Raw genomic sequence first — 23,333 nt, 5'->3', positions numbered from 1 at the left:
TCCGCTATACCGCCCGCCGCTTCTTCAACCGGTAAACAAGCGCGATAATCTCGGCAACCGCCTGGTAAAGGGCCGCCGGAATCTCTTCGCCTACTTCAACTTTATAGTAAAGAAAGCGGGCCACCGGCGGGTTCTCCACTACCGGCACGCCGTTCTCTGCAGCAAACTTCCTGATCCGCGCCGCGAGATAACCGGCCCCTTTCGCCACCACCCGCGGCGCATTCATCCCGGTTTCGTATTTTAGGGCTACCGCGATGTGCGTCGGGTTGGTCACCACCACCGTCGCTTTCGGAACTTCCTGTCTGATCCGGTTAAGGAGCACCTGGCGGAGCTTGCGCCGCACCCAGCCCTTAATCAACGGATCACCTTCCGTCTGGCGGTATTCCTCTTTGACCTCCGCCTTGGTCATCATCATTTCTTTCTGGTAGCTCCGCCGCTGGTAGAGGTAATCAAGCAGCGCAAGCACCACGTATGCCGCACCAGCCACCAGAGCCAAGCGGAAGGTGAAGTCGACGACGACCCCGAAGCCTTTCGCAGGTGAAGCACACAACAGAAGGAGCAGCGTCTCGAAATCCCGCCGGACCAGCCACGCCACCAGCCCGCCGATCGCACAGATCTTGAGCAGCGCCTTTAAGAACTCGAACGCCGCCCGCGTGGAAAAGAGGCGCGCGAGGCCTGCCGTAATGCTCAGCCGCTCAAACCGCGGCACAAGTGCCTGCGGCGAGAAAACGAACCCTACCTGCGCGAGGTTGACCGCCACCGCCAGCACCAGCGCGACCAGGAAGACCGGAGCCAGGAGCTGCAGGCAAAAAACCCCGACCGACCAGAGAAGCGCCGTTGCGTTGGCCGGGCTGACCTCCCAGCGGCCGAAGTTTGCAAGGTACTCCACCCAGAAACGGGCCACCGTGTAGAAAAACCAGTCCCGCATCAGGTAGCAGAGGCAGACCAGTGCCAAGACCACCACCGCCCCCGATAGCTCCGGGGAACGCGCCACCTGCCCCCTGCGCCGGGCTTCCTGCAAGCGTTTTGGGGTTGCGGGTTCGGTCTTTTCCTGTCCGTGGCCGAAAAATCCCATTTACGCAAGCCCCCGCACCAACACCAGTATGTCCGCCACCATCCGGTCAAAGAGTTGCCGTAAAACCACGCCCAAAACCGGCAAAAGTCCGGCCAGGATCAGTAGGCCCGCGGCAACTTTTAGCGGAAAACCGAGCATGAAGACGTTGATCTGCGGCACCATCCGGACCATAAGTCCTAAAGCGAGGTCCACAACCACCATGACGGCCAGCACCGGCGCCGCGAGCTGAAGTGCCGTGCTGAACATCCCGCCAATCAAGCGCGCAACATAAGGAACCACGCTGCTTTTAACGGCCCCGGTGGTTAACGGAACCATTTCAAAACTCCGCACCAGAGCAGCGATAACCGCGTGATGGCCGTCAACGCTAAAAAAGAAGATTACCCCCAGGAGAAAAACAAACTCCGCCACTACGTTATTTTGAATCCCCGCCGGATCCAGGAGCTCCGCCACGGCAAAACCGATCTGGATGCCCATCAGCTGTCCGGCCATCCGCAGCGCGTAAAAGACCAGCGCCGCGGTAAGGCCGGTGGCCAGACCGAAAAGGACCTCGTTGGCCAGGGCGAAAACGTAGCCCGCTGCCGCCGGCGCGGCAAAACCCTTCCCCGCCACCGGGGTTACAATCAGCGCCAGGATTAAAGCCAGGCCAAGCCGGAGCAGTGCTGGCACCCCCGTCAGGGCAAAGAGGGGGAAGACAGCTATAAAGCCGCTAATGCGGGCGAATACCAGCAGAAACGCCGCCAGGAAAGTAAAATCCAGCAAGAACCCCTACCCCTCTTTTTTCACTGCATTATGGCCGGAAACTGGCCGAAAACCCTGTTGGTAAAATCGATCATCAGCCGGATAAACAAAGGGAAAAAGACAATTAAAGTCAGGAAAACGGCTAAAATCTTCGGCACAAAGGAGATCATCTGGTCCTGGATCTGCGTGGTGGCCTGCAAAATACTGATCACAAAGCCAACCAGCATGCTTACCAGGAGAACAGGCCCCGCGATCACGAGGACCAGCAAGAGCGCCTGGTTAACCATATTGACGGCAAGAGTCTGCGACATTGCTCACGCCCCTTTAACGGAAACTCTCCACCAGCGATTTGACCACCAGGTACCAGCCGTCCACCAGCACAAAAAGCAGGAGCTTAAAGGGCAGCGAAATCATTACCGGCGGCAGCATAAACATGCCCATCGACATCAGGATACTGGCCACCGCCATATCGATCACTAAAAAGGGCAGGTATAGCAAGAAGCCCATCGTAAAGGCCGTTTTCAATTCGCTGGTGATGAAGGCCGGAACCACCACCGTCAGGGGCAATTCCTTACGGTTGCGCGGTTGTGGCGTCCCCGAAAGCCTGATGAAAAGAGCCAGGTCTTTCTCCCGGGTCTGCTTGAGCATAAATTCCCGCAGCGGCCCGGCCCCCCGCTTCTGCGCCTCCTCCTGGTTGATCTGGTTGTTCAGAAAGGGCTGAATCGCTTCCCGGTTTATCTGGTTGTAAACAGGCGCCATGATAAACGCCGTGAGAAAAAGCGCCAGCCCGATCAGTACCTGGTTTGGCGGCGTCTGGTGCGTCCCGAGCGCGTTGCGCAGGAAAGAAAGCACGATGACGATCCGGGTGAAGGAGGTCATCATGACCAAAAAAGCCGGCACCAGAGCCAGAACCGTCAAAAGGAGGAGGAGCTTGACGCTATCCACAACCTGCTGTGGCGTGGTAGCCTGGCCCACGGAAAGATTCACCGCCGGCACTCCCACCGGCTGAGCCATGGCGGGAGAACCAAAGGCTACCAGGCCCAGAACGAGAAGCGCTGTGCACCACCTACCCCGCATTTTGGAAGGCTCCTCCCCCAGTCTTAACGGCGCCGCATTGCCTGGCGAATTTTCATGGCGATAACCTGGTCGAATCCCGGGCTTCCCGGCTCCGGCTCCTCCGGAAAGGTTCCCTCAACCTCCCGCAGAACGGCCACGGTTCCCTCCCCGTGTCCCAAGAGGTAACACCTCTCGCCCACTTTCACCAGGCTGATGATCGTCTTTGGCCCCAGGGGAACCTGTTCGATAACCCTGATGTGCCGGCCTGATCTCACCGGTAAAAGACGGTGGGAAAGCCCGTAACGCAGCACAATATACATCAGCGCCAGGATTATGGGCAGACAAATTAAAAGCCGCACCACCGCCCAGAAAAGGTCACTGCTCATTGGCTCCACCCTCGCCGGCCATAGCGTCGGCCTGTCCCCCGCGCGGTGAATGGATAGCACTCACCCGAACGGCAAACATATCGTTAAGCACAATAACCTCGCCTAGCCCAAATTTCTGGTTATTTACCACCAGGTCAGCAGCATCCCCCGCCGCCCGGTCTAGCTCGATCACCGAGCCTTCTTTTAGATCCAGCAGCTCCCGGACCTTCATCGTAGCCTCGCCGAGTTGGACGACCAGATCCACTTTCACCTCTTCTAAGAAGCGGATGCCCGTTTTTACCGTCAACCCGCGCGCGGGCCCACCCTCAAGAGGCGGGAACTGGACCTTCGTTACCGGCGCGGTTGCCTCGCGGTCCAGATTCGCGAGAAACCGCCGGATTTCTTCTTCCGTCATCATCACTTCTTCACCTACTGCACTAAATACTCGGTGATGTAGAGGTCGCTGATCTCTAACTGCCCCCCCTCGCTCTGCTCGAGGGCGTTCAAAATTTCCTTTTTGAGTTTTTCGGTATAGTCCGGGGCGATCACTTCGGCATAGTGCTTTTTGCGGAGCAACTGAATGATACGGTCGCGGAACGCAAACTTCTTTTCTTCCAGCTTCTTTTTCACCTCTTCACCACCGGGGAAGGCCAGGACCAGCGTGATCCGGAGGTAATGGCTTGCGTCCTGGTCGGCCAGATTGACCACGATGCTATCGAGTTGCAGCGTTTCTAACTTTGTTTCTTTGGTCTCCTTTGCCGCGCGAGCCTGTTCCGGAGATGCCGGTATTTTTTTAAAGAGAAACATCTTGGCCGCGGCCGCACCCGCGGCCAAGATAAGCACCGCTACCACGATGATAATGATAAGCTTCTTTTTGCCGCCCTTCCTATGCGTCCCTTCGCCTTCCGGAGCGGCCTTCTTTTTGGCCAAGCCGATCACCCTAACCGTTAAGGATTAGCGCTTGAGGTCAATCAGTTCGCGCAACATCTCGTCCGAAGTCGTGATAACCCGGGCGTTTGCCTGGTAACCGCGCTCGGTAATGATCATGTTGGTAAACTCGAGCGACAGATCGACGTTTGACATTTCGAGGAAGCCGGCCTCGATGGTGCCGCGTCCCTCGGTTCCGGCCTCGCCAAGGCTCGGCGTTGCCGTGTTCGGCGAGACGGTGTAAAGGTTTTGCCCTTCCCGCAACAGGCTCTCCGGGTTCTGAACGTACGTGATGCCGATTTTGTTCGGTAACGTATTCACCGTGCCGTCAAGCATGATGTAGCTGATCGTCCCGTCCCGCGCCACTTGAATAGAGGCCACCTGGTCGGTAATCTGGATGGGGGCACCTGAAGTATCCAGAACGTAATACCCCTGGGAATTAACCAGGTAGCCCTCGGTATTTAGGAAGAAAGAGCCTTCCCGGGTGTAGTAAACCGCATCGCTGTCAAGGCTCTTTTTTACGGCGAAGAAGCCGTTACCCTGGATGGCCAAGTCGAGTGCGCGGCCGGTAACCTGAAGCGCCCCCTGGATGAAGACCGTGTCGATGCTGGCGATATTAATCCCGCTTCCTACCTGCAGCGGGGCCACATTGCTCACCCCGGTCGCCGAAGTAGACTTCAGCGTCTGGTAGAGGTTATCCTGAAAGCTGGCCCGCATCGCCTTAAAAGCGGTAGTATTGACGTTCGCAATGTTATTCGCCACCACATCCATCCGGAGCTGGTGGTTCCGCATTCCCGTTACGCCTGCGTATAAAGAACGGAGCATTTTTCTCCCTCCTTAGAATTACGTTCTACGTTCTACGTTCTACGTTCGATGTTCAACGTTTAGGTTCAAGGTTCAACGCTGGAGATACGTTTTCTTAGTCCCGACTCCTGAATACTGACTGCTGACTTTGGGTTGCTTCCGTCAGTCCGCAACCCGCAGGCCCCCTTTACGGACCGGCCTGATATTACTTAACGATCACCGCGCCGTCGATATTGGTGAAGACCTGCCCCTCTTCCCGCGTGACTGCCGTAACCACGGTCCGGTTTGTCGTGCTCGCGATCAACGAAAGGTCACCGTAGAGGAGCAGCACATCCCGCGTCCCCTTGGCCGCCGCAGCCTCCATCGCACGCCCGAGACGCACCAGGTCATCGGTGGTGAGGTTAATGTTTCTTTCCCGCAGGCGCCGCTCGGCATGCGCGGAGAGTCGTAAGCCGGCCGGTTGCGCGAGCTTCTCCGCGAGGACCGCCTGAAATTTTCCTGCCGGGCCCCGGGCGCCTGCTACCTGCCCGGAGGTCACCGCAGATTGATTCTCGATCCTGCTGACCATCACCTAACCTCCACCAGGTTAGCCACGTCGTACTGGTTGCCACCGACCACCAACAACACCTTGTCTCCGTTGACCACAACCTTTTCCACAGTACCACTCACCCTCTCACCGCTGCTTTCCACAACCACTTCGCGACCGATTACTGCCGCCGCTTGCGTAAGCGCCTCCAACCGGTAGAGGGACTCCATCCGCGTGCTCAGATTCAGCAACTGCTCCAGAAGGGCTATCTGCGACATTTCTGTGACGAAGGCTCCCGGATCCTGCGGGGCAAAAGGATCGGGGTGGCTCAGCTGGGCGACGAGAATCTTTAAAAAGGTATCTTTGCTCAGTCCCCCAGGAGCCGCTCTCCCCGCTTCCTTCTGTAAAGAACCGTTAATTGCCTCAAGCCCTACCGGCACGGATTTCACCTCCTTCTATATCAGGTAGTTAACGCCTTCCGGAACCACTGGCGGCTCCGCCTTTGGGGTCAGGTTGCCGGCGGCAAAAGCTACACCGCCGCTACTCCTGGGCGCCCCTTGGGATTCGCCCCCGCTGGATTCCTGGCTGAGAGAAACGTAAGCTTCGCCCAGATTGATACCTATCCGGCCAAGCTCGGCCCTCAGCCCATCAAGGCTGGCTACCAGAACCTCTTTTACGGCAACGTCTGCGGCCACGAAGTGCACCTTGAGCTTTTCGTCAGCAAAACTCAGCTTTACTGCCAGCTGGCCCAGGTGCGGTGGATCAAGCTGAAGGTCCAGCCGGACGGTGCCGCCGTGATCCCGCAGAAGAGTGACCTGCCGGGCAATCTCACGCACGAGCTGCCCCGGCAACGCCGCAAGCGGCAGGCGTTCTCCTGCGGATAGATGCTCGCGCTCGGTTCCAAGCAGGGCTTGCGCTCCGCACGAATCTGCACCGGCGTCCGGTGCGTTTAGTCCCGGTAGCTCGGGCCTTTTCACCCCGGTCGCACCGGGCAGCTGTTCCTGCACTTTTAACCCTTCCGGATTTCCGCCTTGCACCTTTGGCGCAACCGGCTCGCATACCTGCCCTGTATCCGCTACCGGCCCGGAACCCGGCGGGATAGGTGATGGTAAAGTGCCGTGCGGCGGCTGCGTCGCAGGCGAAACTGTGAAGGCCAGCCTGCTTGTCCCTCCCGCCTTTAGCCGGGGATAAACCGGACGTAACCAGAGGTCTGCCCGGGAGTTACTCGCGACTGGGCCGGACAAAGATCCGGTTACAGGGGGACCTTCGCCCGGCGATAGCTCCGGCTGCGCGACCGCCTTCTCCGGAAAAACAGGAGCAACCACAGATAGGTTCTCACCTGCCGGACGCGCGGTCTCACCCGCTGCTTGGCCTTGGACCACCGCCGCCAAACGGGCAATCTCGTCCGGCACCCGGGACAGCACTGCCGGAGGTTCGGGCAATCCGGCAGCCGCACCGGTTTCTGCAGCAACGTTTACGCCTTTTGCGACAGAGAGTTCTTCTGCCGCACCGGTGGTGTTTAACGACCGGGAAGTGGCCGCAAGTACCGTCTGGGGAACGGGTTCCGGCCCGGCACTGTCACCGCCCAGTTGAGCTGGCCCACAGCAGCCACGGTGGTCGGGCAAAAGCTCCATTCCGACACCGGCACTCTCCAGCGCTACCGGCCGACCATCCTGCGGAAACACCGGCACACCCTCGACAGGCGTACTTGCACCAGGTAGCTGCGGCACACCCTGGCTAAAGAGCAAATAGGGTAGATTCCAGGATGGCCCTTCGCCTCCGGCTACCGGCTGAGCCTCCTCGCCCCCTGTCCCGGGCATTGGGACCGAATCCACCAAGGCACTGGCCTCCGGCGGCGCCGGGACGACCCCAGATACGAGGGATAGCCAAACTTGCTCGAGATTCCTTAGAACGGCGGCCTCAGAATCAAGCCCGGCAGCATGCGCATTGCCCAGCTTAACCCTGAAACGTTCGGCCAACCCTGCTCCAGAGGCGGTATTTCCCTCCGGCGTCGAACTCCCGGCCGGCAATACTCCCGCGAGTTGCTCATTTGCACCGAGCAGACCGGCGAGAAGACCAGCGAAATCACCGTCTGCCGCGCCCGGCACCGGTTTTTCCGCCCTATCCGTTTGGCCACCACAGACGAGTGTCGCAACTACTGACGCCAACCCTTGCATACCGGTTCACCTCCCTTCTGCGATAATATAAGGCCAAAGCTGCGCTTCCTGCGGTTCACCCCCTCTCTCACGTCAGGTGTGTGACTTCTCCCGGTTCTGGAAAGCGAGCTGGGATAGCTCGTCGTACTGACGCCGCTCCTTATAACCTTCCTCCGCTAAGAAGGCAGCGTAGCGCCGCTCCTTCACCTTTTCCACGGTAAGCCGTTCCTGCCGGGCCGAAAGAACGGCGGCCCGGCACTCGTCCACCTGCGCTATGGCTTCCTTAAGCTTCGCCGCTTCCGCTTTCAACCGTTCGCGCAAGAGCTGCCGGTAAACCGCCCACTGTTGAAGCTCCGCAAGGGTTCTCCCGCTGCCCTCCAAGCTCGCCTGGTATTCCGCCGCACAGGATTTGTACGCGGTTTCTTTTTCCTCAAGGCGACGCTGGGCCTCGGCAAGGGTCTGGATGTATCGTTCTTCTTTCACCGCGCGGTACTTGAGGACCGGCTCCAGGCGGAAATTGAACCGTCCCACGGGCTACTACCCCCTTTCGATGCTAAGCAAGCGTTCCACAGCCTCGTCGTAAGCGGTATACTCGTCTGGCCCCTGCCGCAGGAAGCCGTTAATCTGGTCGTGAACCGCGATGGCCCGGTCGATGGTCGGGTTGGAGCCGGCAACATAAGCCCCGATGTTAATCAAATCCTCAGCCTGCCGGTAGGCAGCCATCAACTCCCGCTGGCGCCCGGCAGCCTGCCGGTGCTCCGGAGTCACCACGCTCGGCATCAACCGGCTAACGCTCGCCAGCACATCGATTGCCGGATAGTGGTTGGCGACCGCTAATTCGCGCTTGAGAACGATATGCCCGTCCACAATACTCCGGACCGCGTCAGCCACTGGTTCGTTCATATCGTCGCCCTCCACCAGCACCGTGTAGAACCCGGTAATCGACCCGGACTCACTGTTACCCGCCCGTTCCAAGAGGCGGGGCAGAAGGGCAAAGACCGAGGGCGGGTAACCCCGTGTCGTCGGGGGCTCGCCAACCGCAAGCCCTACCTCGCGCTGGGCTAACGCAAACCGGGTCACCGAGTCCATCAGGAGCAAGACATCCCGCCCGGTATCGCGGAAGTATTCGGCAATCGTCGTGGCGACAAAGGCCGCCCTGAGCCGCAAGAGTGCGGGCTCATCCGAAGTCGCCACCACCACCACCGATTTCTGCAATCCTTCCGGCCCCAGGTCCTTCTCGATAAACTCGAGAACCTCGCGCCCGCGCTCGCCCACCAGCGCAATCACGTTCACATCCGCACTCCCGAACCGGGCGATCATCCCTAACAACACACTTTTCCCGACCCCGCTGCCGGCAAAGATCCCGAGGCGCTGCCCGCGCCCGCACGTAATGAAGCCGTCGATCGCCCGCACGCCGGTAGCAAAGACCCGGTCGATACGCCGCCGGGCCAGGGGCGAAGGCGGACGGTTGTTAACCGGCATCGGGATGCCCCGGGGCAGGGAACGCCCGTCAATCGGTTCGCCCAGGCCGTTCAAAATCCGGCCTAACAGGTGTTCGCCGACACGCACGGTGAAAGCCCGCCGGCGCGGTTCGACCCGGCAACCGGGGCAGACCCCGGTAAGCTCCCCGTAAGGCATGAGGAGAACCACATCCTCCCGGAAACCAACCACTTCGGCCACAATCGGCTGGCTCCCCGGAACGTCAACCATGCAGACCTCACCGACAAAAGGCTTGAAGCCTTTCACCTCAAGCGTCAGGCCCACCACCTTAGTCACCACGCCAATCTGCCGCAAAAGGCTCGCCTGCTGGACTCTTTGCCGGTACACCGCCAGGTTGACCATCCTTTTCTACCCCTTGAGCTCCTCTAACAGCATCGCCCACCGCGACGCTAGCGTAGCGTCAACCACTCCCTCACCGGTATCGACAATGCAGCCGCCCCGCTCTACCCTGAGATCCGGGAGAATCCGTAATACGGCATTGTCCGGTAATAGGGCCTCAAACTGCTGGCGCGCCTGCTGGCAAATGGCAAGGTCGTCAGGATGGACCAGCACCAAAACGTGCGGCCGGTCGCGCACCAGCGTCAGCGCCTCTTTCGTAATCGCCAGGACTACCTCCTGGTTCGTTTTGAGCTCCACCGCCACTATCCGCCTGGCGATCTCCTGAGCGAGTTCGAGGATTTCTTTTTCTAGCCGGTTAATTGTTGCCGTTCGTTCGGCTTCGGCCGCCGCTAAAACCGCGCGCGCCCTTTCCATCACTTCCCGCGCGCTTTCCTCCCCGCGCGCCACGCCGTCCCGAAAACCCGCTTCAAATCCCTCTCGATACGCCTGTTCCCGGATCCTGGCCGCCTCTTCCCTTGCCGCCGCAACAATCCGCGCCGCAGCATCAGCCGCACTGGCCCTATCCTCTCCCGCCCTTGTCTCTTGGGAGCCTGGGTTCCCGGCCGCCGCGACTTTAAGCTCACGCAGCGCTAAACGCCGGTAAGCACTACCGTCCAGGGTAACCCCCTTCAAAACCCGCCGGCTATAAGATGAGGGCATCCTCGCCACCCCGCGCGATCACGATTTCGCCACTATCCTCAAGCGCCCGGATTACTTTTACGATCTTCTGCTGCGCTTCTTCCACCTGCTTCAACCGCACCGGGCCCATAAAGTCGAGCTCGTCCTTGAGCATTTTTGCCGCGCGCTGGGACATGTTCTTAAAGATCCGGTTCTTAACCTCTTCCGTAGCCCCTCGGAGCGCCACCGCCAGGTCTTTGGTGTTGACCTCCCGCAAAACCCGCTGGATGGAGACATCGTCGAGTTTCACGATATCCTCAAACATGAACATCCGCTTCCGCACCTCATCCGCGAGGGCCGGATCCTCATTTTCAAGACTCTCTAAGATGCTCTTTTCCGTAGCCCGGTCAACCATGTTGAGAATGCCAACCAGGGACTCGATGCCCCCGGCCTGGGTTTGCTCCACAGAAACCACGGTCATCATCTTGTGTTCTAAGACCCGCTGAATCTCGTGCACAATCTCCGGGGAGGTCCGCTCCATCGTCGCGATCCGCTTCACGATGTCTACCTGCATTTCTTGCGGCAGCGACGACAGGATCGCTCCCGCCTGTGAAGGCTCAAGGTACGAAAGCACGAGCGCAATGGTCTGCGGGTGCTCATCCCGCAGAAAACTAAGCAGGTGTTTCGGGTCGGTCTTCCGGAGACTGGCAAAAGGAATGATCGCCGCGCTCTGCGTCAAACGCCGGATTATCTCCTCCGCCTTCTGCGGCCCCACCACCTTCTCCAAAATTTCCCGGGCGTTCTTAACGCCACCCTGAATCAGTTGCGCCCGGACCTGCTTAAGCTCGAGAAACTCATCGAGTACGGAATCCCTTACTTCTGGCGGCACCCGACCCAAATTAGAGATGGTGTAAGTGAGGCGCTCGATCTCCGACTCTGGGAAATGCTGCTTCAAAACCTTTGCCGACAAATCCGCACCGAGGGTCAGGAGCAAGACCGCTGCTTTCTGCCGTCCTTTCAATTTCGGCTGCGCCACTTGAACCCACCCCTTGTGATGTCGAAGCTTACTCTTCGGAGAGCCAGATCCGAATCACGTCCGCTACCTCTTCAGGGTGCTTCTGCGCGGTTTCTTTGATCTGGATAAAGCGCTCGTCCGTTTTAGGAGGCGGCGACATCCCTACCTGAACCGGGATAACTTCTTCAATAAGCGGCGTTTCGGGCTTCAAATTCCGCAGCCACCGCATAAGGAGCAGGAAAAAGAGCAGCACCGCAAGGCCGATAGCCCCTTGCTTTATCAGGGTCATAATCTGCTGCTGCCGGGCTTCCTTCTTCGCCTTCGCCTCCGCCGCCGCCATTTCCGCCTCTAATTTCTTCTGGTAGCTCTTATCAAACGCGATACTCGCCACCTGGATCTGGTCACCGCGTGCAGGATCATAACCGATCGCGTTCGCCACCACATCCTGGATGCGCTGGATAGCGGCGTTATTCAGGCTGCCGTCCACTACCACCGAAGTAGTAAGCCGCCGCAACCGCCCGGGGACCTCGATCACCTTCTCTTCGCGCTGTCCTACCTGGTAGTTGCGCGTCAGCTCTTGTTTTGTGTAGCCTTGGTTACCGGTGTTCCCCGAGGGGTAAGTGGGCACAAGGTTAGAGCTCGTTCCCGGAACACCGGCAGCAATGCCGGAGCCGTTCTGTTCGGTAACGGTATGTTCGCTTACTACCGCTGGGTTGCCGTAGGCGATGGTGGTCACCGTTTCCCGCTGGCTGAAATCAAAATCGGCATTGACCACTGCCACTGCTTTATCAGGCCCCAGAACCTTCGCCAGCATCGCCGTAACCCGCTTTTCAAGCTCTCGCTCGTAGGCCCGCTCGAGTTCCTGCTGGTTCTTAAGCACCCGGGATTGCGCGCTACTTGCCATGTCCTCGGTCAGGACATTACCCGCCATATCGATGACGTGGACGTCTTCCGGCTTCAACCCCTCAACCGCGCCACAAACAAGGGCCACGATCCCCTCTACCTCTTCCGGCTTCAAATGAGCCAAGGGTTTAAGTTTGAGCGCCACCGAAGCGGAAGGCTTCTGTTGTTCCTCGACAAAGACACTCTTCTGGGGAATTACAAGGTGAACCCGGGCCTGTTCAACTTCGGCAAACTGAACAATCGTCCGCCGTAATTCCTCCTGGAGGGCCCGCTGGTAATTCACCTGTTGCTCAAAATCGGTAATACCTAACTTCGTCTTGTCAAAGAGCTCGAAACCTAAGCCCCCCCCGACAAGGCGCCGGTAGCGGCCAAATTCGCCCGAATCTTGTAAACCTCTTTTTTCGGCACCAGCACAGTGCTCCCGCCATCAGTTAGGCGGTAAGGCACCTTCATCCCGTCTAACTTCTGAATGATGGCCCCGGCGTCTTCCGGACGCAAACCGGTGAAAAGCGGCGTGTAATTGAGCTGGGTCAAAACGGCGCTAAGGTAAAAAACCGCTGCCACAAAAGCGACAGCAGCCAAGACGACAGCAGCTTTTTGCGTCGCGCTCAAAGCCTGCCAGCGATTTTTAAGCTGGGCCAGCAGGTCACGCGGATTCACTGCACAGCACCTACCCCGTCGGACATTGATCAACCATCATATCTATTGAACGAATTCAGGTGCTAAATCTGCATCCGGGAGATTTCCTGGTAAGCCTCGATGATCTTATTACGTACCTGTACGGCCAGTTCAAGCATCAAGCGTGCTTCCTCGGTGGCCAGCACCACCTGGTGGACGTCCTGCACCTCTCCGGTGAGAAAACCCTTAATCGCCTTATCCGCGTTTCCTTGCGCCTCGTTCACTTCGTTAAGCATCCGGTTCAACAGCTCGCCAAACGAGCCGCTGCCCGTCCTTTCGGCTTGCGCCTCCGGAGCTACCGGTAACGCCCCCACGCGGGTTATCTCCACCCTCGCACCTCCTCCGAAAATCGTTCAACCTTATACTGAGAGACCTTTAGGGTCCGTTCAACGTTCTGCGTTCATTGAATCATTTTCATTCCCGGTGGCGACAATGAAATCGTCGTGAGCGACTCCTTAAAAAATTAACTAAAGGCTATTAACGTTTAACCACGGCCTATCTCGAGGGCGCGCTGGGCAATATCCTTTGCCGCTTCAAATACGGTAGCGTTTGCCTCGTAAGCCCGGGTTGCGCCAATCATATCCACCATTTCGTTCGCCACGTTAATGTTCGGATAGTGCACATAACCCTGCGCGTCGGCGTCCGGATGCGAGGGATCGTGAACAAGCAGAGGCGGACTCGTATCCCGCAGGATCGCCGTAACCGCAACCCCCGCACCCTTAAAGCCGGTGGCGGCAGCTTCGAGCCGCTGCGCGAAAACCGGAACTTGGCGCCGGTAGGGGCCTCCTTCCGCCGTCCGTGTCGTGTGGACGTTAGCGATGTTATTGGCGATAAGGTCAAGCCGCAACCGCTCGGCAGTCAGGCCCGAACCGCTGATCGCAAAGCTATCAAAAAGCCGCACGCCGCTTCACCTACCTTCCACCGGAAATGACGTACCGGAGCGAACTGAACTTGCCGCTAATAAACCTGACCGCCGCCTGATAAGTGAGGTTATTGGTCACCAGGTTAATCATCTCTTCCTCCACGTCCACGTTATTACCATCGGTTCGCTGGGTGGTGGTGGTAACCCGCTCCACCCGGGGTGCAACTGAAGATAGCGAACCTGAACCGATGTGGCGCGGGTCCGTGGTTTTAAGGGCGAGAGGTTCGCCGCCCAAGACCTGCCGGAGTGCAGCCTCAAACTCTACCGTGCCTTTCTTGAAGCCCGGCGTGTCCGCGTTGGCGATGTTATCCGCAATAACGCGCTGCCGCAGGGCGGCGGCGTCGAGCGTTTTGGCGAGGGCCACCTTGACCGGATCGTTAAAGATGCTCACGCAGGGCACCCCCATCAGCCGCTACCCAAACCACTTTTCGAAGGGTTGGGTTTCGACATATTTTGATTATTTTCTCTATATTATACAACACTTCCTCCAATTCCTGCATAGACAGAAAAATTTTTGTCGAAAAATAAACCGTGACCAGAAATGGCCCTTTCCGGTCACGGAGGATATATTCTGCCACAAGAGGAAGCTGAAGCTATATCTTCTTGAGTTTTTTCATGATGCGGTAGGTCAGCGTAATCGCTTCCGCCCGCGTCAGATTGCCGCCGGGATCAAAAACGAGCTTTTTACTCTTCGGGTCCGCGCTCGGCTTCCCCACAATCAGCTTTGCCTGGTGTGCCGCCAGGACGGAAGCAGCCGCCCACGGCGCTATCTGGTCGGCATCCTCAAAGATTCTGCTAAGTTCCACCCGTACCTTTTCCTCATCATTCATAAGCCGCAGGTTCGCGACCCGGGATAAAATCACCGCTGCCTCCTGCCGCGTAAGCTTGTTCTGGGGCCTAAAGGTCTTGTCGCTATAACCGGTGATTATGCCATTCCGGGCGGCGGTCTCCACGTACTGCACCGGCAGGTGGTTGGCGTCGAAAATGTACACTCCGCCACTAACGCTACTATAGCCCGAACCGAAGTAAGCACTATCGATATCTGCCGGTCGGGCCTGGTAAAACCTTACGGTTCCAAAGGTATCCGTAAATACCTGTTCGCTTTCGCTTGCCGGTGCCTTCGTCAAGGGGTAGCCTAAACCCCTGACAAGCATGGTAGCGAACTCAAGCCGGTTCACGTCTGTAGCCAGCCCGAAGTAATTATCCGTCCGTCCAAGCGGAAGCACCTCCACCAAACCTTTGGCCCAGAGCGGCAGGACACAGGCAGAGGACCAACCGTAAGTCGGATCGTTGAAATCTTCAAAAAAGCGCTGCGCCAAGAAAACGGCGTAGTAGCCGACCCCGTTGCCGCTGAACTGAAAGGGCGCCGTAATCGTGCTGTTCTTGCTGTTCGTAACCCCGCCTAAAATGATGTTTCCCGCCGCCGCGTCCCATTGGTAAATACCGCTCGAAACGGTAACCGTGGGAGAGTACCAGATGGCCAACTGGTCTGCCACTGCGGGGTTGACGCTTGAATCGTAGGTCAGGGTAAGCTGCCCAGGATAAAGCAGGTAGGCGCCCTGCGCCACGGAAATCCGGTAGATGTTGCTCACCAGGATGTAACTCCGGGGGTCAAGGCTCCCTCCCCCGGCCAGATAGACCGTGAAAGCGACGCTTTGATCGCTGACCGGAAGCCTGTACTGGTCAACCAGCGTATTGTTCTTCGGATAGCTCAGCACGAGCATCCCGTTAAAAGCACTGATTTTGCCCGTTGCCGGCAGGGTGCTTACCGAGTACGAAGTTCCCGAAGTTACCGGTGCCGCAGTAGCCCCAAACGCTGCCGGCACGAAGAATAGGAGGAGCAGAATCACTACCACTAGACAGAGTGCTTTCGCAGCGCCGCGCAAAACAACCACCCTTTCGTGCATTGGTCTCAAATAACCCATAATTTTAATCGGCGCAAAAGCAACCGGCCTTGATATCTTGGTTACGGCCTTTCGCCAAATTCCGACCGGAGGTCTGGCATTTAGGGGCCATTTAGCCCCCCGGCACCAGGACCTTTTTCCCATTTCCATTCTTAACCCCCAGAAAAATGTGCCGAAGGACTTACTAAAGAAATAGAAGGCAGGAAAGGAGGGACGAGAGCTCCGCGGCGAATCTGCAAACCTTCGCATCGGTGTGCCAACAGATTGATGCGCGGCGCAGTTAGCATTATTTGAGAGAGGAGGCAGTCACTTATGCGCAAAACAGTAATGATTGCCGTTGCCGTAGCGGTTCTCACGCTTACTTACGCCATCCTTGCTTGGGCCGGCCCAACCGGGAATAGCTGTTCAAGTTCGACCTGCGATTGTACCTACCAGGATAGTACTTGCACCGGCGTCTACCAGAACCAAGATAAAGGTGGCGTTGGCGAAGACGTCTACGAAGATGAAGATAACGACGTGAAGGAAATCCGTACCGAGATGAAAGCGAAGGTTAAAAACAAAGGTGAAGCCAGGCTGCTGCGCGAAAAGATCCGCGCCAGGGTTAAAAACCCGGCTGCCCGGCTTGCCCTCTGGGAAGAGTTGAAGGCAATGTGTGCAGACGAAGAGGAAGCTGCCGCGACCGTAGCCGAGATGATCTACGATAACCCGCAGGATAAAGAAGCTTACAAGGAGTTTGCCAAGCTCTGGCGGAAACGGCACAAAGAGCAGGTCCTCGTCTTCGCCTCCGGTCAGAAGCTGACCTTCGACGTGCCGCCCCAAATTGTCCGGGCGCGGACGCTGATGCCCATCCGGGCGGTTGCCGAAAAGCTTGGCGCAGACGTCAACTGGGACCCGAAAACGCGCACCATAACCATCAGGAAGGGTGAAAAAGTCATCGTTCTCGTGGTCAACATGCCGCAGGCTAAGGTAGACGGGAAGGAGGTTAAACTCGACGTCCCGCCCGCCGTTACCAACGGGCGAACCATGGTCCCGCTCCGTTTTGTGATGGAGCATCTCGGCGGGAATGTCACCTGGATCCAGGACGCCCAGACGGTGGTGATCAATTAACGGCGGCGCGTTAACTGCGTCGCCAACAGTGGAGGCCCCGGAACCCCCGGGGCCTCCTTAAAACTATTTGGCGAAGTAGATTAACACCCGCCGCACCGCCCTAATCACGTCTTCCACGTCCGCGTCAGTCATCGCCGGGTAGAGTGGCAGGGTAAGAAGGCGCTTATAGATGGCTTCGGCCTTCGGGCAGGGTGGCCCTTCGTGCAGCGTGCAGACGGTCGGGTCACCGATCCACCCGTAGAGCGGGTGCAGGTAAACAGGGAGGTAGTGGACGCCGACCCTGATCCGCTCCGAAAGCAGGGCCAGGAAAATCTGGCGCCGGTCAGCGTGGAGCCGCTCGAGGTCGAGCTTCAAAACGTAAAACGGCCACGCCGGTACCGTGCCCGGACGTACCTTCAGAGGCTCCACGTACGGCAGGTCGGCAAAAGCCTCGTGGTACCGGGCGGCAATCTCCTGCCGCCGCGCCAAAAAAGTCGCGAGCTTCCCTAACTGTGCCAGCCCCAGAGCCCCCTGAAGCTCCGTCGGCCGGTAATCGTAGCCTAATTCCTGCACCTCGTAGTGCCACGGCCCCTCGCCCGCCAGCACCAGGTCTCTCACATCCCGGACTACCCCCTGATCGGTAAAGAGGCGGAGCCACCGGTAGGCATCTTCATCGTTCGTCACCACCATCCCGCCACTCCCAGCGGTAACAATCCCGTCCTGGTGAAAGCTGAAGGCCGCCGTTACCCCAAAATTCCCCGCCTGCCTCCCGCGGTACACCGCTCCTAACGCCTCGGTTGCATCCTCGATAAGCAACAGGTTATGCTTGCACGCAAGCTCCTGCAACGCTTCTATCGCGCACGGGAAACCCGCAAAGTGGGTAGCGACCACCGCCCGGGTTTTCTCCGTAATGTTCATCTCCACCAGCGCCGGATCAATGGTGAGCGTCTCCGCGTCAACATCGACAAAGACGGGCCGCGCTCCCAAGTACAGAACCGCGCTCCCGGTAGCCGGGGAAGCAAAAGGCGAAAGAATAACCTCATCCTCGCGGCTAATCCCCGCCGCGTAGTAGGCCGCGTGCAGTGCCGCCGTGCCGCTTGATACCGCCACCGCGTACCGCACTCCTAAAAGCTGGGCAAACCGCTCCTCGAACTCCCGCACCCGCGGCCCGGCGGCCAGCCGCCCTTCTCTCAGCACTGCCACCACCGCTTCCACATCGCACTCGTCGAGGTGCGGCCTGCTGAACGGAAGCTGGGTTTCCCGGACCGGCTCCCCGCCGGCAATAGCGGGCAGTCCCGGTTCGGTCACTCCTTCAGTCTTTCCCTGGCGCAAAACAATTCCCCCCGCACCACATCCCGCCAAACAGGCAGTATTTTCCCAAGCCTGGCTAAAATTATATCCTCTCCGCCCTAAAATTTATAGCCCCTTTGCAACGCTTATAGGTGCTCGGCGCAGGGCGCAAAACACGTCTACCCCAGGAATACGCGCTTGGCTTTAGCAAGAAATATGGTATAATTACGGGAAATGATGCGTGAGGAGGTCCAAAGTGGCTCTTAAATGCCCCCAATGCGGGTCCCATAGAATCGTCCCGGTAGGCCAGTATGATAAGTTCATCTACTGGAGCCTTGGCGGTACGGTTGCCGTTGGCGCCGCCGGTTTCTTCCTGCCCCTGCTCTGGTTCCTACTCCCCATCTGGTGGCTCGGCTGCCTCCTCTTTTACGTCAAGCGCCCTTTGGCCGAATGCAACGAATGCCACCACCAGTGGAACCCGCGGAAATAATCCTTTAACCCCCACAAAAGCAACCTCCTCCTGCCGCGATAATTTAACGGCCGGTATAAATTCCCGCACCAAAGCTACCGATATTAATCTTTGAAGGCAAGAGCGCCCTGACGACTTCACGAAGGAGCTTTGGATAAATGATTTCCGTCATCTTGTACGGCCGGAACGATGCGCACGGCTACAACCTCCACAAACGCGCCACCATCAGTCTTAACTGCATCGCCGAAGTGCTGACGCACCCGGAGGATGAAATCATTTTTGTTGACTGCAACACGCCGGACGACCTTCCTACTTTTCCGGAAGCGATTCAGGATATGCTAACGCCGAAGGCAAAATCACTCCTCCGCATCCTCAGGCTACGGCCTTACCTATATGAAAAATACAAGAAAAGGTCGCCCTTGAAAGCGCTTGAGCCACTCGCCAGAAACGTTGCCATTCGCCGTTCCAATCCGGCCAACCGGTGGATCCTTTCTACCAATACCGATATGGTTTTCGTAGTGCGGACCCCCGGGAAATCACTCTCTGATGTAGTTGCCGACCTGCCCGACGGGTTTTACGAACTCCCGCGCTTCGAGGTGCCGGAGGCCTTGTGGGAAACGGTTGACCGCACCAACCCGGCAGCCGTGATCGCGACCTTCGCAAGATGGGGACAGAGTCTCCACCTCAATGAAGCAATCATTTCCCGGCCCGAGCTCCGGTTCGACGCGCCTGGTGATTTCCAGCTCATGTTAAGAGACCAGATTTTTTTGATTCATGGATTCAACGAAGAGATGACGCTGGGGTGGCACGTTGACGCTAACATAGCCAAACGTTTCTACCTCTTGAACGGGGAGATAAAATCACTCGCTGACCATATCTTTGCCTACCACTGCAGCCATACGCGCCACTTCACCTCCCTCCATAACGCCCGCAGCACCCAGAACGACGAAAGGAAATTTTTCTGGGAGGTGACCTCACCTTACGTTCATAGCCAGGCAGAGACGTGGGGCATTCCCCAGGAAGAAATCGAAGAGCTTCGGCTAACCGAGGGCTTCCACACCCGGCTTCCCGCAATTTTGGAGGAATTGCTGCCCGGATTAACTGTGCCCATGACCTCCGATGTCTTTGTCCCCCAGTCTTATAACCACGGGGTGATTTACGACACCTTGCATACGTTTCCCCATCTCTGTAACCACTTGGTCCATATTGCACCAACAACGAATATAGGGTACTTCGGAGGAAATAGCGAGCTCCTGCAACTGATGGAGAAATTCCTTGGGAAGCTTGGTTACCAAGGGCGAGTGCTTGTAGACCAGGAATTAGTTAAAATTGCAATTCCCAAAGAGACGCCTCTGCCTGACCGGCTGCTCCTGGCAGATACCCAAAAAGTAATCGGGGAGGCTGACCTTTTTATTTTCGACACCGGGATGGTCTGTTTTCCGCAATATACCGACGCTAACGGAATTTCTTTCCCCAAGCCCTCCGAAGAAACAGACCGCTTTATAAAACTCCTGAGCGGGGCCTTTCTTACCTGCGTGAACTTAGAGATGGAACGCCTGCTCATTAAAAACGGGCTGCCCCGAAAATTCTTACTGGTCGGCAGCCAACATACCTGGTTTGGACAGCTCACCTTGAAGTACCTTAACATAGCGGTTGCACCCTACGCCACCCATGTCCGGTCTGGTTACGTGCGGGTTTAAGCAAAGTAAACACCAAAATGAAAACCGAAAACCAAAGGAGGTTCCACAATGCACACCCCAAAAACAGCCTTAGTAGCAGGCGCAGGAGGCTTCATCGGGAGCCACCTCGTCAAAAGACTTAAAAAGGAAGGATTCTGGGTCCGCGGGGTTGATCTAAAATACCCGGAGTTCAGTGAAACTGCCGCCGACGACTTTGTCATCGGTGACCTGAGGGATCCATACTTTTGCCGAAGCGTTATTGACATGCGCTTCGACGAAGTGTACCAGTTAGCCGCCGATATGGGCGGGGCAGGCTTTGTGTTCACCGGGGAGAACGACGCCGACATAATGCACAATTCGGCTTTAATAAACCTCAATGTCTTAGACGCCTGTTACAAAAGAAATGTCAAGCGGATCTTCTACTCCTCTTCCGCGTGTATCTATCCCAAACACAACCAGATGGATCCAGAGAACCCAAAGTGCGCGGAAGATTCCGCTTACCCTGCCGCGCCCGACAGTGAATACGGGTGGGAAAAGCTGTTTAGCGAAAGACTTTACCTGAGTTACCACAGAAACTATGGCATGGAAGTCAGAATCGCCAGATACCACAACATCTTCGGTCCCGAAGGAACCTGGCGTGGGGGACGGGAAAAGGCGCCCGCAGCGATCTGCCGCAAGGTGGCAATGGCCCCCGACGGGGGAGAGATCGAGATATGGGGCGACGGCAAACAGACCCGTTCCTTCCTCTATATTGACGAATGCCTCGAGGGGACGATAAAGCTAATGCGGTCTGATTTCACCGGACCAGTTAACATTGGTTCGGAAGAAATGGTTACAATTGACCAGTTAGCCCAAATGATAATCGAAATTTCCGGTAAAAAGCTTTCCATAAAGCATGTTCCCGGGCCTCAAGGCGTGCGGGGCAGGAATTCTGATAACCGGTTAATCAGGGAAAAATTGGGCTGGGCCCCCTCGATGCCTCTGCGTAAAGGACTGGAAATAACCTACGCCTGGATTAAGGAACAGGTCGAAAAGGCCAAACGGTAAAAAGTTTCAAGATCGAGAAAGGAGTGGATCTCCCGTGAAGCTCTCGGTAATTGGTCTCGGTAAACTCGGCGCCTGCACGGCAGCCTGCTTTGCAGCTAAGGGCTTCCCCGTCGTCGGGGTGGATATCAATAAGGCCTCTGTTGAAGCCATTAATCAGGGCCGGGCGCCTCTTTATGAGCCTGGCTTGCAGGAACTGATCGAAGCAGCCAAGGACCGGCTAAAGGCAACTCAAGACTACGAGGAGGCGGTCCGGGAGTCGGAGATAAGCTTCTTGATCGTGCCGACGCCAAGTAGAGAAGACGGACATTTCTCTGACCGGTATCTCCGCGAGGCGCTCGGACAGCTTTCCGCAGCCCTTAAAAAATCGGGAAAGAAGTACCACATATTTGTGATAACCTCTACCGTTTCGCCCGGGACCACAGAAGAGTCCCTCATCCCGCTCATTGAGTCGGCTTCGGGCAAGAAGTTAAACAAAGACTTCGGTGTAGCGTACAACCCCGAGTTTATCGCCTTAGGAAGCGTGATCAGGGACTTTCTAAACCCGGACCTGGTGCTAATCGGTGAGAGCAACCGGTTCGTAGGTGATAAACTCGAAAAGCTTTATAAGGCCGTCTGCGAAAACAAGCCTTACATCGCCCGGATGTCAATCGTCAGCGCAGAAATTACCAAGATCAGCCTAAACTCGTACATAACGATGAAAATCAGCTTCGCCAACACCTTAGCCAACATCTGCGAAAAGATACCCGGAGCAGATATAGACGAGATCACCAGGGCCTTAGGGGCAGACAAACGTATCTCTCCCTACTACCTGAAGGGGGGTCTGAGTTACGGTGGCCCCTGCTTCCCGAGAGACAATCGGGCCTTCGCTGCTTTCGCGGCGAAGTACGGCGTGGACGCCAAGCTCGCCAAGACAACCGACGAGGTGAACCGGTTGCAGGTGAACCACCTCGCAGAGACGGTCTTAAAACAGATCCCGGAAAGCGCAAGGTTGGTGGCGGTGCTCGGGCTCGCCTACAAGCCGAACACCTGCATAACAGAGGAGTCTCCCGCCGTGAGGCTTATCGAAGAGCTTTTGCAACGGGAGGTAGAAGTTATCACCTATGACCCCTTAGCAATGGACAACGCCCGGGGCTACTTCGGTGACCGCATCTCCTATGCCTCGTCGGTGAAGGAGTGTTTCTCCCACTCCTCCGTATGTGTAGTTACCACCCAGGCCGACGAATTCAAGGCTATTGACCGAAGTTACATTGTTCACAACCCAACAATAATCATTGACTGCTGGCGGATACTGGACCCTGCCCGGCTGGGCAAAAAGGTCAAGTACATCGCTGTAGGGAGGGCCTGTGATGGATCTCACCCAGCGGGTTCGCGAATACTGGAACCGGCGCCCCTGCAATATAAAGCACTCGCCTAAACCGGTAGGCACCCGCGAATACTTCGACGAAGTAGAGGCGCGCAAGTATTTCGTGGAACCTCATATCCCTGCCTTTGCCCAGTTTGAGCGGTGGAAGGGCAAGAAAGTGCTTGAGATCGGCTGCGGGATAGGGACCGACGCCATCAACTTCGCCCGCGCAGGGGCCGATCTGTCAGTGGTTGAGCTTTCGGAGAAAAGCCTGGAGATCTGCAAAAAAAGGTTCGAAGTTTACGGGCTAAAGGCTAATTTCTACCTGGGAAACGCCGAAGAACTGAGCAACTTTGTACCTGTTGAACCCTACGACCTGATCTACTCGTTCGGTGTAATCCACCACACCCCGCACCCAGAGCGAGTTTTTGCCGAAATCAAAAAGTACTGTAAGCCGGAAACAGAAATCCGGGTGATGCTTTACGCGAAGTGGAGCTGGAAGGTCTTCTGGATAATCCTCAAGTACGGCAAGGGGGCTTTTTGGAGAGCCGGTGAATTAATCCGTCAATATTCCGAAGCGCAAACAGGCTGTCCGGTAACCTACTGTTACTCCTTTCGCGATATTAGGCGGCTGATGAAAGACTTCGCTATTCTGGAGATGCGCAAAGACCACATCTTCCCTTACAAGATCGACAAGTACGTCAACTACCAGTACGAGTGGGTCTGGTACTTCCGGTGGCTGCCCAGGCCCTTCTTCCGGTGGCTGGAGGGGAAGCTGGGCTGGCATACCCTGGTAGTGGCAAGACCCAAAGAGATTTCCTAAGGAGACCCCAAGTAGGCTAGGGAGAAAAAGCG

28 protein-coding genes are annotated in these 23,333 nt (G+C 57.1%); 6 read left to right on the top strand and 22 right to left on the bottom strand.

The genetic code is table 11. The annotated features are described in order from the left end of the window. Nucleotides 1-4 precede the first annotated feature (4 nt). The 21 genes from flhB to EDD75_RS09945 all read right to left on the bottom strand — a co-directional run bounded on the left by flhB (nt 5) and on the right by EDD75_RS09945 (nt 15,547). A complete protein-coding gene (gene flhB / locus EDD75_RS10045) occupies nt 5-1,075 on the bottom strand; it encodes a flagellar biosynthesis protein FlhB (RefSeq protein ID WP_123931659.1) in 1,071 nt (356 codons plus the stop codon). Next, nucleotides 1,076-1,834, bottom strand: coding sequence for a flagellar biosynthetic protein FliR (fliR, locus tag EDD75_RS10040; protein WP_123931657.1), 759 nt, complete (start codon nt 1,832-1,834; stop codon nt 1,076-1,078). 20 nt (nt 1,835-1,854) lie between these two features. Next, nucleotides 1,855-2,124, bottom strand: a complete 270-nt coding sequence (locus tag EDD75_RS10035) for a flagellar biosynthetic protein FliQ (protein WP_123931655.1) — start codon at nt 2,122-2,124, stop codon at nt 1,855-1,857. 13 nt (nt 2,125-2,137) lie between these two features. Beyond that, a complete protein-coding gene (gene fliP, locus EDD75_RS10030) occupies nt 2,138-2,800 on the bottom strand; it encodes a flagellar type III secretion system pore protein FliP (RefSeq protein ID WP_425451663.1) in 663 nt (220 codons plus the stop codon). 113 nt (nt 2,801-2,913) lie between these two features. Then, nucleotides 2,914-3,255, bottom strand: a complete 342-nt coding sequence (gene fliO, locus EDD75_RS10025) for a flagellar biosynthetic protein FliO (protein ID WP_123931652.1) — start codon at nt 3,253-3,255, stop codon at nt 2,914-2,916. After that, nucleotides 3,245-3,652 (bottom strand): FliM/FliN family flagellar motor switch protein, encoded by a 408-nt coding sequence (locus tag EDD75_RS10020; protein ID WP_123931650.1) that lies wholly within the window; start codon nt 3,650-3,652, stop codon nt 3,245-3,247. The genes fliO and EDD75_RS10020 overlap by 11 nt, the downstream gene beginning before the upstream one ends. A gap of 11 nt (nt 3,653-3,663) precedes the next feature. Beyond that, complete coding sequence (locus EDD75_RS10015; RefSeq protein ID WP_123931648.1) at nt 3,664-4,164, bottom strand: flagellar basal body-associated FliL family protein; 501 nt, start codon at nt 4,162-4,164, stop codon at nt 3,664-3,666. Between the two features lie 24 nt (nt 4,165-4,188). Then, nucleotides 4,189-4,986 carry a flagellar basal-body rod protein FlgF gene (flgF, locus tag EDD75_RS10010; RefSeq protein ID WP_123931646.1) on the bottom strand — a complete coding sequence of 266 codons (798 nt, stop codon included), beginning with the start codon at nt 4,984-4,986 and terminating at the stop codon, nt 4,189-4,191. A 184-nt stretch (nt 4,987-5,170) separates the two neighbouring features. Next, nucleotides 5,171-5,533 (bottom strand): TIGR02530 family flagellar biosynthesis protein, encoded by a 363-nt coding sequence (locus EDD75_RS10005; protein WP_123931644.1) that lies wholly within the window; start codon nt 5,531-5,533, stop codon nt 5,171-5,173. Then, nucleotides 5,533-5,931: a flagellar hook capping FlgD N-terminal domain-containing protein gene (locus EDD75_RS10000; RefSeq protein ID WP_170157801.1), complete on the bottom strand. Its 399-nt coding sequence runs from the start codon at nt 5,929-5,931 to the stop codon at nt 5,533-5,535. Before EDD75_RS10000 ends, EDD75_RS10005 begins: the two co-directional genes overlap by 1 nt. 15 nt (nt 5,932-5,946) lie before the next feature. Beyond that, the gene (locus EDD75_RS09995; RefSeq protein ID WP_123931640.1) at nt 5,947-7,668 is read right to left on the bottom strand and encodes a flagellar hook-length control protein FliK; all 1,722 of its coding nucleotides are present in this window, start codon (nt 7,666-7,668) and stop codon (nt 5,947-5,949) included. A gap of 72 nt (nt 7,669-7,740) precedes the next feature. Next, nucleotides 7,741-8,178 carry a flagellar export protein FliJ gene (gene fliJ, locus EDD75_RS09990; protein WP_123931638.1) on the bottom strand — a complete coding sequence of 146 codons (438 nt, stop codon included), beginning with the start codon at nt 8,176-8,178 and terminating at the stop codon, nt 7,741-7,743. 6 nt (nt 8,179-8,184) lie between these two features. Next, nucleotides 8,185-9,489, bottom strand: coding sequence for a flagellar protein export ATPase FliI (fliI, locus tag EDD75_RS09985; RefSeq protein ID WP_123931636.1), 1,305 nt, complete (start codon nt 9,487-9,489; stop codon nt 8,185-8,187). Nucleotides 9,490-9,495: 6 nt separating this feature from the next. Next, complete coding sequence (locus tag EDD75_RS09980; protein ID WP_123931634.1) at nt 9,496-10,185, bottom strand: FliH/SctL family protein; 690 nt, start codon at nt 10,183-10,185, stop codon at nt 9,496-9,498. Continuing rightward, nucleotides 10,169-11,179, bottom strand: coding sequence for a flagellar motor switch protein FliG (fliG, locus tag EDD75_RS09975; RefSeq protein WP_123931632.1), 1,011 nt, complete (start codon nt 11,177-11,179; stop codon nt 10,169-10,171). Before fliG ends, EDD75_RS09980 begins: the two co-directional genes overlap by 17 nt. Before the next feature lie 28 nt (nt 11,180-11,207). After that, complete coding sequence (gene fliF, locus EDD75_RS09970) at nt 11,208-12,365, bottom strand: flagellar basal-body MS-ring/collar protein FliF (RefSeq protein WP_123931630.1); 1,158 nt, start codon at nt 12,363-12,365, stop codon at nt 11,208-11,210. A gap of 32 nt (nt 12,366-12,397) precedes the next feature. Next, complete coding sequence (locus tag EDD75_RS11465; protein WP_170157800.1) at nt 12,398-12,721, bottom strand: hypothetical protein; 324 nt, start codon at nt 12,719-12,721, stop codon at nt 12,398-12,400. Between the two features lie 62 nt (nt 12,722-12,783). Continuing rightward, on the bottom strand, nt 12,784-13,068 hold the full coding sequence (fliE, locus tag EDD75_RS09960) for a flagellar hook-basal body complex protein FliE (protein ID WP_123931626.1): 285 nt from the start codon (nt 13,066-13,068) through the stop codon (nt 12,784-12,786). A gap of 155 nt (nt 13,069-13,223) precedes the next feature. Then, a complete protein-coding gene (flgC, locus tag EDD75_RS09955; protein ID WP_123931624.1) occupies nt 13,224-13,640 on the bottom strand; it encodes a flagellar basal body rod protein FlgC in 417 nt (138 codons plus the stop codon). Nucleotides 13,641-13,650: 10 nt separating this feature from the next. Further along, nucleotides 13,651-14,052, bottom strand: a complete 402-nt coding sequence (gene flgB / locus EDD75_RS09950) for a flagellar basal body rod protein FlgB (RefSeq protein ID WP_123931622.1) — start codon at nt 14,050-14,052, stop codon at nt 13,651-13,653. A 202-nt stretch (nt 14,053-14,254) separates the two neighbouring features. Beyond that, entirely contained in the window at nt 14,255-15,547 is a 1,293-nt protein-coding gene (locus EDD75_RS09945; RefSeq protein WP_170157799.1) for an S-layer homology domain-containing protein, read from the bottom strand. A gap of 330 nt (nt 15,548-15,877) precedes the next feature. Here EDD75_RS09945 and EDD75_RS09940 point away from each other — a divergent pair, with 330 nt between their 5' ends. Continuing rightward, complete coding sequence (locus tag EDD75_RS09940; protein WP_123931618.1) at nt 15,878-16,672, top strand: copper amine oxidase N-terminal domain-containing protein; 795 nt, start codon at nt 15,878-15,880, stop codon at nt 16,670-16,672. 63 nt (nt 16,673-16,735) lie between these two features. Here EDD75_RS09940 and EDD75_RS09935 read toward each other — a convergent pair whose 3' ends face one another. After that, entirely contained in the window at nt 16,736-17,983 is a 1,248-nt protein-coding gene (locus EDD75_RS09935) for a DegT/DnrJ/EryC1/StrS family aminotransferase (protein ID WP_211328172.1), read from the bottom strand. A 214-nt stretch (nt 17,984-18,197) separates the two neighbouring features. Between EDD75_RS09935 and EDD75_RS09930 the strand changes: the two genes are divergently transcribed. The 5 genes from EDD75_RS09930 to EDD75_RS09910 all read left to right on the top strand — a co-directional run bounded on the left by EDD75_RS09930 (nt 18,198) and on the right by EDD75_RS09910 (nt 23,301). Beyond that, nucleotides 18,198-18,431, top strand: a complete 234-nt coding sequence (locus tag EDD75_RS09930) for a hypothetical protein (RefSeq protein ID WP_123931616.1) — start codon at nt 18,198-18,200, stop codon at nt 18,429-18,431. Nucleotides 18,432-18,568: 137 nt separating this feature from the next. Next, nucleotides 18,569-20,110, top strand: coding sequence for a hypothetical protein (locus EDD75_RS09925; RefSeq protein WP_123931614.1), 1,542 nt, complete (start codon nt 18,569-18,571; stop codon nt 20,108-20,110). A gap of 48 nt (nt 20,111-20,158) precedes the next feature. After that, nucleotides 20,159-21,136: an NAD-dependent epimerase/dehydratase family protein gene (locus EDD75_RS09920; RefSeq protein ID WP_123931612.1), complete on the top strand. Its 978-nt coding sequence runs from the start codon at nt 20,159-20,161 to the stop codon at nt 21,134-21,136. 34 nt (nt 21,137-21,170) lie between these two features. After that, nucleotides 21,171-22,550 carry a UDP-glucose dehydrogenase family protein gene (locus tag EDD75_RS09915; RefSeq protein ID WP_123931610.1) on the top strand — a complete coding sequence of 460 codons (1,380 nt, stop codon included), beginning with the start codon at nt 21,171-21,173 and terminating at the stop codon, nt 22,548-22,550. Next, a complete protein-coding gene (locus EDD75_RS09910) occupies nt 22,483-23,301 on the top strand; it encodes a class I SAM-dependent methyltransferase (RefSeq protein ID WP_123931608.1) in 819 nt (272 codons plus the stop codon). Before EDD75_RS09915 ends, EDD75_RS09910 begins: the two co-directional genes overlap by 68 nt. Nucleotides 23,302-23,333: the final 32 nt, after the last annotated feature.

This window comes from Thermodesulfitimonas autotrophica (genome assembly GCF_003815015.1).
Lineage (GTDB): Bacteria > Bacillota > Desulfotomaculia > Desulfotomaculales > Ammonificaceae > Thermodesulfitimonas > Thermodesulfitimonas autotrophica.
Note: the sequence above shows the minus strand (reverse complement) of the source record. Positions and strands in the feature narration are given on the sequence as shown.